The sequence below is a fragment of the Leptotrichia sp. SK-5 genome (genome assembly GCF_055387215.1).
This window is the reverse complement of the sequence record NZ_AP028931.1, coordinates 1448662-1461134: the sequence shown is the minus strand read 5'-3', so window position 1 is coordinate 1461134 and position 12473 is coordinate 1448662. Positions and strand designations below refer to the sequence as shown.

The window sequence follows — 12473 nt, the reverse complement described above, 5'->3', positions numbered from 1 at the left end:
TAGTGAAAATATAGTAAACTAATTAAGATATACGCATAAAATTGGTGGCTAATACCAATGATAGCGATAAATTATTTGGAGGTGAACATAAATGTTTGCAGTAATTAAAACAGGTGGAAAACAGTACAAAGTAGAAGTTGGAACTGTATTAAAAGTTGAAAAATTAGCAGCTGATGTTGATTCAGACATCGAAATTAACGAAGTTCTATTAGTTGGAGAAGGAGATAACGTAACAGTTGGAACTCCAGTAGTAGAAGGAGCTAAAGTTGTAGCTACAGTTAAATCTCATGGAAAAGCTGATAAAAAAATTAACTTTAAATATAACAAAAAAACTTACTACAGAAAAAAAGGGCATAGACAATCTTTTACAGCAATTGAAATCAAATCAATCAATGCTTAATGTATTTTTTAAATGTAAATTTAGATTGTGAAAGCTGTTGTGGTTTGAATGATAAAAATAAAAATTCAAAGGCAAAAAAATAAAATAATATATTTTGAAATAAAAGGACATGCAAATTTTTCAGAATATGGAGAAGATGTAATTTGTGCAGCTGTTTCATCAGTAGGGCAAATGACAGTAAATGGACTTATTGAAACTTTAAAACTTAAGAAAAAATTGAAGTTTATTGAGGAAGATGGGTATATTTCCTGTGATTTGAAAAATTCTGGATTGACTGATGATGAACTAGAAAATGCAGATATTTTGGTTGAATCAATGTATTCGTATTTGAAAGATGTTGCAAAAAGTTATAAAAATTTTGTAAAACTTAGAGAAATAAAAAAATAGATCTAGGTTTATAAATGTAAAGATTTAAGAAAAATCCAAGAAAATAAAATATGAGAAAGAAATCGAGGAGGTTGGAAAATGTTATTAAAATTAAACTTACAGTTATTTGCCTCAAAAAAAGGGCAAGGATCAACTAGAAATGGTAGAGATTCTAACCCTAAATATTTAGGAGTAAAAAAATATGATGGAGAAGCTGTAAAAGCTGGAAACATTATTGTAAGACAAAGAGGAAGTAAATTTCACGCAGGAACTAACGCTAAATTAGGAAAAGATTACACTTTATTCGCATTAACTGATGGATATGTAAAATTTGAAAATTTTGGAAGCGGTAAAAAAAGAGTAAGCATTTACCCTGAAAAAGTAGAAGCATAATAACAGAATTGTATAATATATTTTTGAAATACTGTCTTAGAAATAGGATAGTATTTTTTATTTAAATTTTATAAAATAAATACTTATTAATAGATATTTTTCTAATGATTTATAATAAAACTTCTTTAAAAGCGAACTCAAAAGCTATAACTACTTAACTCAACCTCTTAATTTATATAATTTTTAGTATTTCAATTTTAAATGAGTTCAAGTACACATATTTTTTAGTAAAAGAAGTCATTTGAAATTTAGTTTATATCTTTTGTTGTCTATAACTTAATGAATAATACCTAAAGGACTATGCAGTATTTTTTTGAAAAAAATTAAATTAAACTTATTAAAGAAATAAAAATATATTATTTTTTTATTTAGTAGAAAGGGGAGTAAGCCTTTGCAAAAAAAGTTTATAATAAGTGTAAATCTACTGTTTTAGTAGTTAATAACAAAAAATATCTTTTTTACTGTATTTTTTAACTCGTTACAACCCTATCCTACTCTATCCATGTATTTTTCATTTATCAAATAAGCAGTAAGTATCTAAGTTTTTAGAATTTATTTCACTCCTAAAAATTGGAAAAATTAATTAAAAATCCTTGTATTCAGGAATCCATTTTGTATTTTTTATTGCTTCTTTTAAATTGTTTAAAGATTCTGTATTTAATTTTTGGTCTAGTACGCTTTGTCCGACTGCCAGTGCCACTGTTTCAGAAAATTCTGTCAGTTTTGATACTGGAGGAAGTACGGCAGCTCCAGGTTTTGTTGTGTCAATTATTCCACCTAGTGAATGTGCGGCCGCTGAGATTATTTTGTCGTTTACAATTTTTGATTTTGTTGCGATAATTCCAAGTCCTAGCCCAGGATAGATTAAAGCATTATTTGCTTGCCCAATTTCGTATGTAATTCCGTTGAGTTCTATTGAATCTGATGGGATACCTGTTGCAACAAGGGCTTTTCCATTTGTCCATTCAATAAGATCTTTTGCACTGGCTTCTGCTAGTTTTGTTGGGTTGCTAAGTGGAAAAATTATTGGTCTTGCAGTGTGTTTTGCCATTTCTTGAACTATTTCTTTTGTGAAAGTATTTGGCACTGTCGAAGTTCCAACAAGTATAGTTGGTCTCACGGATTTTACAGCGGCTTCCAAAGTAGTTAATTCATTTGCATTTGTGAATTCACTCCGTTTTCTTGCGAAAGGAATTTGTTCTGGAGTTAGTCCTTCCGTGTCTTCAAATAATAAGCCTTGTCTGTCAACTAGATAAAACCGTTTTTTTGCCTCTTCTTCAGAAAGCCCCTGTTCTACCATTTCATTGAAAATTCTTCTGGCAATTCCAGCTCCCGCAGTTCCTGCTCCAAAACACATATAAATCTGGTCAGTAAGCTTTTCACCTGAAATTTTTAATGCTCCTAAGATTCCGGCTAAAGTGATAATTCCAGTTCCTTGTATATCATCGTTAAAAGTTGCGATTTCATTTTTATATTTATTTAAAATATTTGCCGCATTTAATCTTCCAAAGTCTTCCCAGTGAAGATATAAATTTGGGAAAAGTTTTTCAGCTGTTTTTACAAATTTGTCTATAAAATTATAATATGCATCTCCTCGAACTCTCTCAAATCTATTTCCTAGATACAAGTCGTTTTCCAGCAGCTCTTTTCTATTTGTTCCAGCATCAATTACAACTGGCAGGACAGTAGCGGGATCAATTCCAGCGGCGGCAGTGTAAACCATCAGTTTTCCAACTGAAATGTCAACTCCGTTAGTTCCCCAGTCACCAATTCCAAGGATTCCTTCTGCATCAGTAACGACAATTAAACGAATTTTTCTGTTATCAGCAGCATTTTTTAAAATAGTTTCTATGTTTTCTGGTTCTTTTACTGACAAATAAGCCGCATTTTGAGGATTTACAAATAATTCACTGTAATTTTCTATGCTTTCTGCAATTACAGGATCGTAAACAATTGGCATGAATTCAACTACGTGTTTGCTAAATAAATAATAAAATAATGTTCTGTTTGTATTAAAAATTTCCATTAAGAAATGTCTTTTTTCAATTAACTTGTCTTTTTTCAGAAATTGTCCATAAGCCTGTTTTGCCTGTTCATCTATAGTTTGAATATACGGTGGTAAAAGTCCTAATAATCTATATTTTTCTCTTTCCTTTTTTGTAAAAGCTGTACCTTTGTTAAGAAATGGATTGTTTAAAATTTCATAACTTAATTTCATAAATAATCACCTCTAAATAATATTTCAAATTTATTTTCGCAATAAGCTTGATAAAATAAGTATAGCACTGAAATGTGAGAAAATCAATTTGTTTGTAGTGAATACAGTTTGATTTTTTATTGACAAATTTTGATTGATATGTTATTATTAATAATATTATAAGTAATTATAAAGAAAAAAGCCTTTTATATTTAAAATAAATTATATATAATGTATTTTATATAAAAAACATATCTAAAAAAAAGGAGATGACGAAAATTGAAAAAATATATAAAGAAAAGTATATTTATAGGAATATTTTCCATTATAGGAATTATGGGAACTGGAAGTAAACTTTATGCTGAACAAAATTTTCGACAATGGTATGCAGATGATAAGACTGAAAAAATTGAAACAGAATTAGAAGATGTTTATAATAATCCTTCTCATGCAACTGCTGTAAAGCATATGGTTTGGGTTGAAGTACCTGTATGGAATTTAAAAAATGGGAAAAAGGTTTCCAGTAAAGCAAGAATACAAGTATTGAATCTATTGGCAGATGAGGTTAAAGAAATATTCACAGAAATATATAATGGACCAGAAAAGTTCCCTATTAAATCAGTAGGAGGATATAATTGGCGTCAGAATGGAATTGAAAGTCTTCATAGTCTTGGGCGTGCAATAGATATAAATCCTGATGAAAATCCTCAATTGAGTCCCGATGGAGTAGTTTTGGTGGGGAAAAAATGGGAACCATATCAAAATCCTTATTCTATAACTCCTGAAGGTGATGTAGTAAGAGCATTTACAAGTAGAGGATGGGTTTGGGGAGCAAATTATACTAGACCTGATTATATGCATTTTGATTTCCCAACTAGAGTTGAATTTGAATTTATAAATTATTAAAAATACAATATAAAATTGAAAAAGGTCTTCTCAGAATAAGTAGAATACCTTTTTTTATTTACTTCATAAATTTGAGATTATTTTCCTTGTTTGTTATAAAATATTGTGGTATACTTATTTTTATAAAAATAGAAGTTTGAAAGAAGTTTGAATTTTGGGAAATAGAGAGAGAAAGGAAATATTATGGAAAGAAGAAAAAAAGTAGTTCTAGGAATGTCTGGCGGAGTTGATTCTTCCGTTGCGGCAATTTTGCTTAAAGAACAGGGTTACGATGTAATCGGGGTTTTTATGAAGAATTGGGAAGAGAAGGACGAAAATGGAGTCTGTATGGCAGAAGAGGATTATAAGGATGTGATTGCTGTGGCAGAGCAGTTGGATATACCTTATTATTCGGTGAATTTTGTGAAAGAGTATTGGGACAAAGTGTTTAAATATTTTCTAGATGAGTATAAAAAAGGAAGAACGCCCAATCCTGATGTGATGTGTAATAAGGAAATCAAATTCCGTGCATTTCTGGACTATGCAATGAAACTTGGGGCTGATTATGTGGCGACAGGGCATTATGCGAGAATTGTTCATGAAGAAAAAGATGGAAAAATCAAATCGACTATGTTAAGAGGAATTGATGATAACAAAGATCAGACGTATTTTCTTTGCCAGTTAAGTCAGGATCAACTGGAAAAAGTTCTGTTTCCATTGGGAGAATACACAAAGCCACAGATTCGTGAAATCGCTGAAAAATATAACTTGGCAACAGCGAAGAAAAAAGACAGTACAGGAATCTGCTTTATTGGAGAACGTGATTTTAATAAATTTTTATCCCAATACTTGCCAGCAAAGGGTGGAAATATTGTAAATACACAAGGAAAAGTGCTAGGGCATCATAATGGACTTATGTATTACACAATCGGACAAAGAAAAGGAATTGGGATTGGAAATACAAAGGAAGGAACTGGAGAGCCTTGGTTTGTTGTGGATAAGGATTTGGAAAAAAATGAACTGATAGTAACACAGGGTGATAACTCGGTACTTTATTCAAAAGGGTTAATCGCAACAGATTTTAATTTTATAAATGAAGTACAGTTTCCGTTGGAATGTACTGTAAAATTTAGATATAGACAAAAAGACACAAAAGCTGTGATTAATAAACTTAGTGAAAATGAATATGAAGTGATTTTTGATGAGCCGCAAAAGGCTGTAACGCTGGGACAGATTGTGGTTGCTTATGATGGTGAAGTTTGTCTTGGTGGAGGAATTATTGACAAAATTATAAAATGATTTAGATTTTATAAAGGTATTAAATATAATATTAGTTATATGGGAAATAAATTAAAAATTAAGATTAGATAACTATTTAAGATAACACAAAAACATTTTTTTATTTTTCTTAATTACTTGACAATTAATAGTTATGATAGTATAATGACATAAAGATTGTTCTAATAATATTAGAAAAGTTTATACCTAATCAAAATACTAACATCTCTAAAATTGTATTATACAAATTACAATTTTACAAATCTGAATAATCTTATTTTATAAATAATATTTCATTAATATGTATTAATTTTAATATTTAATAAAGGAGATGAACAAATTTGAAAAAATCAAAGTTTTTAATAGGAATATTCGCTATTTTTAGTATAGTGTCAATAGAGAATAAACTTTATGCTTATAATGAAATACAAGGTATATTTAAATCAGGCAATAGAGAAAATAAAAACACATCAGATAGTAAACAATCAAAAAGCGAAAATATTCAGATACCACCACAAGTAGAAATTGTTAATGATCCTATGTGGGAATATTATATTGAATATCATGAAAGAATTGATGCAGAATTACAAGATGTTTATGATAATCCTTCTCATGAAACTGCGATAAGACATATGGTTTGGGTTGAAGTTCCTATATGGAAATTAAAAAATGGACAAAAAGTTTCAAGTAAGGCAAAAGTACAAGTATTAAATTTATTAGCAGAAGATGTAAAAAGTATATTTACTGAAATATACAATGGGCCAGAAAAATTTCCTATTAAATCGTTAGGAGGATACAATTGGCGTCCTAATGGATTAAAAAGTCTTCATAGTACTGGCCGTGCAATAGATATAAATCCTGATGAAAATCCTCAGCTAGATGTTGAAGGAAAAGTATTGGTAGGTAAAAAATGGGAACCAGGAATAAATCCTTATTCTATTATACCGGATGGTGATGTTGTAAAAGCATTTTCTAAGAAGGGATGGACTTGGGGAGCTGCATTTTCAAGAGCTGATTATATGCATTTTGACTTTTAATCATAAAAGTTTATATATAAAGATAAAAAAGTACTAGAAAACTGTATAATAAAAATGTTAAAGGTACTTTTTTTTATTTATAAATTTATTTTCCTTGTTTGTTTACCGATATTGTGTTATACTTTTACTACAATATAGTGTTATTCAGAAATTAGACTTGACAATTATAATTATTGATTTAAAATTTTAGAATAGTTTAATTTTTATTAGTCGTGTATTTACTTTTATTTGACAATAAAATTACATAAATATAAAAATATGAGTATAAAATTGAATTTATGACCTTTTTTATATAGATGAAGGAGAAAAATGGAAGAATTAATATTTTGCTTGAATGCGACAATGCCTGTCTTTTTACTTATGATACTTGGATACATCTTTAGGAAAATAGGAATTATAGATTTAGAATTTGCAGATAAGATGAACAGATTTGTATTTTTGGTACTTTTGCCTGTACTTTTATTTAAAGAACTGTCGCTGTCTAATTTTTCGGCAATTTGGGATTTGAAATATTTACTTTTTTGTTTTTTTGCAACATTTTTTTCGATAAGCATAATGTGCATTACTTCTATTTTTTTAAAGGATAAATCAATCCGTGGAGAATTTATTCAAGCTGGATTTAGAAGCAGTGCTGCCTTACTTGCTTATGCCTTTGTGCAGAATGTATATGGAGAGGCTAAAATTGTGGCTCTTATGGTAATTGGAGCCGTTCCTTTGTACAATATTGCCTCAGTTGTGATTTTGATGCTGCTTCGTCCAAAACAAGGAAAATTGAATAGAATAATTTTGAAAAATACGTTAAAGGGAGTTATGAGGAATCCCTTGATACTTGGAATTTTGGCTGGGATGATATGGGCATTGTTAAAAATCCCTCAGCCAGTAATTATGAAAAAATCAATTTCGACATTTTCTGCAGCGGCAACTCCTCTTGGATTGCTTGCGCTTGGAGCAAGTTTTGATGTAAGGGAAGTTTTTTCAAAAATAAAGATTGTATTGGTTTCATCTTCATTCAAGCTGCTAATTCTTACAGCAATATTTCTGCCAATAGCAATAAAATTTGGATTTAAGGATGAAAAGCTGGTTGCTGTGCTTGGAATGCTGGGAAGTCCAACAACTCCAACTTCATTTACTATGGCAAGAGGAATGGGGCATAATGGGGCAGTAACCTCGGGGACTGTAATGATTACTACAATTATGAGTATATTTACACTAACAGGCTGGCTTTATATTTTGAAAATTGCAGGATTAGTATAAATTTGTTAAATAAATAAAAATTTGGTATAATAGCAGAGTATTGTGAGAATAATTAAGTTTATAAAAATAAAGTATTCTGGAGGGAAAAAATGAAATTAAAAAAATATGTTTTGATTGGGATAATGTCATTGTTAGTTATTGTTGGATGTGATAACAAGGGCAATGAAAAAAATGACAAGGATAATGTGAAAGTAACAGATGTGAAAAGGGATATTTCAACTGAGGAAATCATAAAATATAATGAATATTTGAAATTAAGTGATGTGCCAAATTCTGAAGAATGGAATGCTTTTTTTACAGAGATAAAAAAAGAAGAATTTACTGATCAAGCTGGAAATATAAAAAATATCTCAGAGCTGGCTACATTTACTGAAAATTTAGATAACTCAATTAATTTGACTGGTGAATATATAAAAGAAATTAGGGATGTAATGCAAAAAGCTCCAAAAATGGAAGCAATTGATAAAAATGCTGAAAATCTTTTAAATTCATTGATTGAAGAACAAAAAGTGCTAACGGAGATTAATGATTATTTTGAAAAAGGCGATTATAAAACTGATAAATTGTCAAAAATTGGAGAACTAAACGATAAATACAAAGTTGTGTGGCAAAATAGACAGGAAAATCATAAAATTTTTACTAATTCATTAAATGAAATTGCCCAAATAATTAATCAAAAAATAGAAAAACAATTACAATCAGATGGAAAAACAGCAAAATTAAATATTTTGAAATTTGTAAATTCAGTAGATAATTTTGGAAAAATAGCTTTTGGAAAAAATAATTTGAACTTTGATGAAAATGAAGTAAAAATGCTGGAAGAAGCAAATAAAGACGTGCAAAATACATATAAGGCAGTATTTGAAATGACACTTGAAAATGTCAAAAAAGAAAATATAAATGAGGAAGACTTCAAGAAAATAAAAGAAAGTTCAAAATTATTATCGGAAAATATGCAAAAAATGGTAGCAGGCGTCAAAAACCAAAATATTCAAGATGTGGTAATGAGTGCCAGCAGTATTTTAAGTGCAAAAACAGATTTAGAAAATGTATTTAATGTTTTAGTATTAAAAAAATAAAATTTAGAAATTGAAAGAGGTGAGTAATTATTACTCACCTTGTGTTTTTAATTTTTAATCATAAATAAAATATATTGATACATATAAAAGTTATATATTATAATTATTGACAAAGGGTTTCAAAAAATGTTATTATTATAATATGTTTAGAAATTAATTTGTAAAAGTTATTATATAAATAAAAGCAGGAGGAAATAGCTATGAAAAAAATATTGTTATTGATGATTTTAGCACTAAGTGTTTTTATGTGTAGTGTTGAAAAAGAAGAAAAAAAAGCAGGAAAAAGTACTGATGGAGTTCCTAAGAAAATTGTAATTGGATTGGATGATTCATTTGTTCCAATGGGATTCAAGGATGAAAAAGGCGAAATTGTAGGATTTGATATTGATTTGGCTAAGGCAGTTGCTCAAAAATTAGGAAGCGAGGTTGAATTTAAACCTATAAACTGGGATTCTAAAATATTGGATTTGAATGGTGGAAATATTGATTTAATTTGGAACGGACTTACTATAACGGAAGAAAGAAAAAAAGAAACTGAAATGACAAAACCGTATTTTACAAGTCACCAGCTTATAGTGGTTAAAGCAGGTTCAAGTATTAATACAAAAGCCGATTTGGCAGGAAAAAATGTTGGAAGTCAAACTGAAAGCAGTGGAGAGGAAGCTGTGAAAAAATCAGGGGATGACAAGAAATTTAAGGAATTTAAAACTTATGCTCAGTATGATCAGGCGTTTATGGATCTTGATGCAGGCAGAGCTGACGCAATTATAGCTGATGAAGTATTGGCAAAATATACTAAAAAAACAAAAGAAACTCAAGCTAAAAAAGAACTGTACCAAATTTTAAATGATAATTATGGTGAAGAGGAATACGGAATTGCAGCTAAAAAAGGGAATACAAAATTAGTTGAAGCTATAAACAAAGCTATTGAGGAATTAAAAGCAGACGGGACATATCAAAAAATTTACTCGAAATGGTTTAAAGATTAATGAATCAATCGTTACCAATATTTATAGAACTGGTAAAAACTTTACCAAATGTAGTAGTACTGTATATATTCACGGTTTTATTTTCCATCCCGTTAGGAATTTTAGGAGCATTGGCATATACAGGAAAAAATAAGATAGTAAAATTTATTATTTCAGTTTATACCTGGATTTTTCGTGGTACTCCCTTGATGTTGCAATTAATGGTTGTTTATTATGGAATACCGCTAATGAAGTTTGGAGGTTATAAAATTGTTCTTGCACCGTACATGGCAGCCACAATTACATTTATAATAAATTATGCCGCATATCTTGTGGAAATTATGAGAAGTGGAATTGAAAGCATAGACAAAGGACAACATGAAGCTGCAAAAGTACTAGGCTATAGTTATTGGCAAAAAATAATATACGTTATTTTACCGCAGGCAATAAGAAGAGTACTGCCAACATTGGGAAATGAGGCGATTACTCTTATAAAGGATACTTCCCTTGTATATGTTCTTGCTGTTACAGAAGTAATGAAACGGACAAAGGAGCTAGCAAATATTTATTATAATATTACTCCGTATATTTGTGCAATTATTATTTATCTAGTATTAAGCTTTGCTGTTGACAGGCTATTTAAGAATATTGAAAAAAGAAATAAAATCAGGATTTAAAATTTCTGATTTACGAATGGTTTTATTAAAATATAAGAAACTGGGAGATAAATCGTGGAAAGTGAAAAAATAATAGAATTGAAAAATTTAAAAAAACAGTATGGCGATAATGTAATTTTGAAAAATATTAATTTGCATGTTGATAGAGGTGAGGTTGTTTCGCTAATAGGGCCTTCTGGAAGTGGTAAGTCAACAATTTTACGGTGCATAGTTGATTTGGAAAACATAACATCAGGAGAAGTAATGATTGAAGGAAATAATTTGGCGGATAAAAATGTCGATAAAAAAATAAAAAAGGAAATGCTGCTAAAGACAGGAATGGTTTTCCAGACATTTAATTTATTTCCTCATCTATCAGTTAGAAACAATATAGTCAGAACTTTAAAACTTGTAAAGAAAAAGACGACAATAGAAGCTGAAAACATTGCCAATAAAATGCTAGACCTAGTTGGACTTTCGGATAAAATTGACAGTTTTCCGAATGAACTTTCAGGTGGGCAGAAGCAGCGTGTGGCAATAGCGAGGGCATTGGCATTACAGCCAGATATTATGCTTTTCGATGAACCAACATCAGCACTAGATCCAGAGCTGGTAAAGGAAGTGCTGGATATAATTAGAAAACTGAAAAAACAAAAAATTACCATGCTAATTGTAAGCCATGAAATGAATTTTGTACGTGAAATTTCAGACAGAATAATTGTTATGGAAAAGGGTGAGATACTGGAAACAGGAACTTCACAGCAAATATTTGAAAATCCAGCTTCTCAAAGAGTAAGGGAATTTTTGAATACAAATGATTAAAAAGTTAATTTTTATAGCTACTTGTGAATTAATTCTCAAAATTTAGCTTGAAATTAGATAATTAACAAGGATTGATTTCTATATAAAATAGGAGTTAATCCTTTTAGTCTTTTTTACTTAATTTTCATATAAAAAACTGCACCATCTATCTTACTTAGAAGATTTCTGGTACAGTTCACATGTAATATTATTTCTTAAATTAAATTATTTATTTTTTAAAATATCTCTAATTTCTGCTAATAATGTTTCTTCTTTTGTTGGAACAGCTTCGGCAACTTCTTCTGCAATTTCAACAGCAGGTTTTCTTAGTTTATTGATAAATTTTACCATTAAGAAAATAACAAATGCCATAATTAAAAAATTAACTATATTTTGAATAAATAATCCATATTTTACTGCAGCTTCTGGAGTAGTTGCAGTAGCAGGTGTAATAACAAATTTTAAGTTTGAAAAATCAATTTTTCCTAAAATAATTCCAATAACTGGCATAATTATATCATCAACCAATGAAGTAACTATTTTTCCAAAAGCAGCACCAATTATAACTCCAACTGCCAAATCCATTACATTTCCTTTTGAGATAAATTCTTTGAATTCTTTAAACATTAAAGTAATTCTCCTTTCAAAATTTTATACGGTTTATTATAATGTATTTTTTACAGAATTGCAACTTTTTTATAAATTTTTTTTGTAATTCAATTTTTTCAAGTAATAAATAATAAAATTAAACTATTTAAGTTTAGAATTTATAAACGTTTTAAATTTAATTTTAAAATATATTTTTTTGTTTTTTTGATTTATACATTTCTAATGTTTTAAAAAATACTTTGTTAAGAGAAATTAACAGTTTTTTTCTAGCTTCATTGCTGATAGTACCATTATCCGTGTAAACAAAAGTATCAGAAAGTAAACATTTGATATATTGAATTTTTTCGTATTTATTTAGTTTTCCTACTCTTTCATCATTTGAAAGATTGTATTTTTGAACTTCTTTATCTAATTTATCAATACTATATGTTTTTATTTCCTTAAAATAAGTTAATTTGTCCTTTTCAAAATTAAAATTTCCATTTTCATCAATAACTGCAGAAATAGCTTCTTTAACTAATGTCATTTTTTGTCCTCCTCTAATTTAAAA

The 12473-nt window shown here is 28.9% G+C and carries 14 protein-coding genes; 11 read left to right on the top strand and 3 right to left on the bottom strand.

Annotated features, from left to right (window positions below):
* The first annotated feature begins 91 nt into the window (after positions 1-91).
* From rplU to rpmA, 3 genes are all read left to right on the top strand, one after another.
* Positions 92-400 (top strand): 50S ribosomal protein L21, encoded by a 309-nt coding sequence (gene rplU / locus ACZ5B9_RS07430; RefSeq protein WP_021769501.1) that lies wholly within the window; start codon positions 92-94, stop codon positions 398-400.
* A gap of 48 nt (positions 401-448) precedes the next feature.
* Positions 449-787, top strand: a complete 339-nt coding sequence (locus ACZ5B9_RS07425) for a ribosomal-processing cysteine protease Prp (protein ID WP_464422023.1) — start codon at positions 449-451, stop codon at positions 785-787.
* Between the two features lie 78 nt (positions 788-865).
* Positions 866-1159, top strand: a complete 294-nt coding sequence (rpmA, locus tag ACZ5B9_RS07420; RefSeq protein ID WP_464422022.1) for a 50S ribosomal protein L27 — start codon at positions 866-868, stop codon at positions 1157-1159.
* Between the two features lie 583 nt (positions 1160-1742).
* Here the strand turns inward: rpmA and ACZ5B9_RS07415 are convergent.
* Positions 1743-3377, bottom strand: a complete 1635-nt coding sequence (locus ACZ5B9_RS07415) for a malolactic enzyme (RefSeq protein WP_464422021.1) — start codon at positions 3375-3377, stop codon at positions 1743-1745.
* A 258-nt stretch (positions 3378-3635) separates the two neighbouring features.
* Between ACZ5B9_RS07415 and ACZ5B9_RS07410 the strand changes: the two genes are divergently transcribed.
* The 8 genes from ACZ5B9_RS07410 to ACZ5B9_RS07375 all read left to right on the top strand — a co-directional run bounded on the left by ACZ5B9_RS07410 (position 3636) and on the right by ACZ5B9_RS07375 (position 11335).
* Complete coding sequence (locus ACZ5B9_RS07410; protein ID WP_464422020.1) at positions 3636-4262, top strand: M15 family metallopeptidase; 627 nt, start codon at positions 3636-3638, stop codon at positions 4260-4262.
* A gap of 183 nt (positions 4263-4445) precedes the next feature.
* Positions 4446-5540, top strand: coding sequence for a tRNA 2-thiouridine(34) synthase MnmA (gene mnmA / locus ACZ5B9_RS07405; RefSeq protein ID WP_464422019.1), 1095 nt, complete (start codon positions 4446-4448; stop codon positions 5538-5540).
* Between the two features lie 320 nt (positions 5541-5860).
* Complete coding sequence (locus tag ACZ5B9_RS07400; RefSeq protein WP_464422018.1) at positions 5861-6556, top strand: M15 family metallopeptidase; 696 nt, start codon at positions 5861-5863, stop codon at positions 6554-6556.
* Between the two features lie 309 nt (positions 6557-6865).
* Positions 6866-7810 carry an AEC family transporter gene (locus tag ACZ5B9_RS07395; protein ID WP_464422017.1) on the top strand — a complete coding sequence of 315 codons (945 nt, stop codon included), beginning with the start codon at positions 6866-6868 and terminating at the stop codon, positions 7808-7810.
* 89 nt (positions 7811-7899) lie between these two features.
* A complete protein-coding gene (locus ACZ5B9_RS07390; RefSeq protein WP_464422016.1) occupies positions 7900-8889 on the top strand; it encodes a YiiG family protein in 990 nt (329 codons plus the stop codon).
* Between the two features lie 200 nt (positions 8890-9089).
* Positions 9090-9878 (top strand): amino acid ABC transporter substrate-binding protein, encoded by a 789-nt coding sequence (locus ACZ5B9_RS07385; RefSeq protein ID WP_464422015.1) that lies wholly within the window; start codon positions 9090-9092, stop codon positions 9876-9878.
* Positions 9878-10534 carry an amino acid ABC transporter permease gene (locus ACZ5B9_RS07380; protein ID WP_021769799.1) on the top strand — a complete coding sequence of 219 codons (657 nt, stop codon included), beginning with the start codon at positions 9878-9880 and terminating at the stop codon, positions 10532-10534. Before ACZ5B9_RS07385 ends, ACZ5B9_RS07380 begins: the two co-directional genes overlap by 1 nt.
* Positions 10535-10603: 69 nt before the next feature.
* Positions 10604-11335: an amino acid ABC transporter ATP-binding protein gene (locus ACZ5B9_RS07375; RefSeq protein ID WP_464423933.1), complete on the top strand. Its 732-nt coding sequence runs from the start codon at positions 10604-10606 to the stop codon at positions 11333-11335.
* A gap of 204 nt (positions 11336-11539) precedes the next feature.
* On the opposite strand, the gene mscL is transcribed toward ACZ5B9_RS07375, so the two are convergent.
* Positions 11540-11941 (bottom strand): large-conductance mechanosensitive channel protein MscL, encoded by a 402-nt coding sequence (gene mscL / locus ACZ5B9_RS07370; protein WP_464422014.1) that lies wholly within the window; start codon positions 11939-11941, stop codon positions 11540-11542.
* A 163-nt stretch (positions 11942-12104) separates the two neighbouring features.
* A complete protein-coding gene (locus ACZ5B9_RS07365) occupies positions 12105-12449 on the bottom strand; it encodes a hypothetical protein (RefSeq protein WP_464422013.1) in 345 nt (114 codons plus the stop codon).
* Between the last annotated feature and the right edge of the window lie 24 nt (positions 12450-12473).

Excerpts from the sequence above, each read along its gene's own strand:
- rplU (WP_021769501.1), top strand. The coding sequence starts at position 92 with ATGTTTGCAGTAATTAAAACAGGTGGAAAACAGTACAAAGTAGAAGTT.
- ACZ5B9_RS07425 (WP_464422023.1), top strand. The coding sequence starts at position 449 with ATGATAAAAATAAAAATTCAAAGGCAAAAAAATAAAATAATATATTTT.
- rpmA (WP_464422022.1), top strand. The coding sequence starts at position 866 with ATGTTATTAAAATTAAACTTACAGTTATTTGCCTCAAAAAAAGGGCAA.
- ACZ5B9_RS07415 (WP_464422021.1), bottom strand. The coding sequence starts at position 3,377 with ATGAAATTAAGTTATGAAATTTTAAACAATCCATTTCTTAACAAAGGT.
- mnmA (WP_464422019.1), top strand. The coding sequence starts at position 4,446 with ATGGAAAGAAGAAAAAAAGTAGTTCTAGGAATGTCTGGCGGAGTTGAT.
- ACZ5B9_RS07395 (WP_464422017.1), top strand. The coding sequence starts at position 6,866 with ATGGAAGAATTAATATTTTGCTTGAATGCGACAATGCCTGTCTTTTTA.
- ACZ5B9_RS07390 (WP_464422016.1), top strand. The coding sequence starts at position 7,900 with ATGAAATTAAAAAAATATGTTTTGATTGGGATAATGTCATTGTTAGTT.
- ACZ5B9_RS07385 (WP_464422015.1), top strand. The coding sequence starts at position 9,090 with ATGAAAAAAATATTGTTATTGATGATTTTAGCACTAAGTGTTTTTATG.
- ACZ5B9_RS07380 (WP_021769799.1), top strand. The coding sequence starts at position 9,878 with ATGAATCAATCGTTACCAATATTTATAGAACTGGTAAAAACTTTACCA.
- mscL (WP_464422014.1), bottom strand. The coding sequence starts at position 11,941 with ATGTTTAAAGAATTCAAAGAATTTATCTCAAAAGGAAATGTAATGGAT.
- ACZ5B9_RS07365 (WP_464422013.1), bottom strand. The coding sequence starts at position 12,449 with ATGACATTAGTTAAAGAAGCTATTTCTGCAGTTATTGATGAAAATGGA.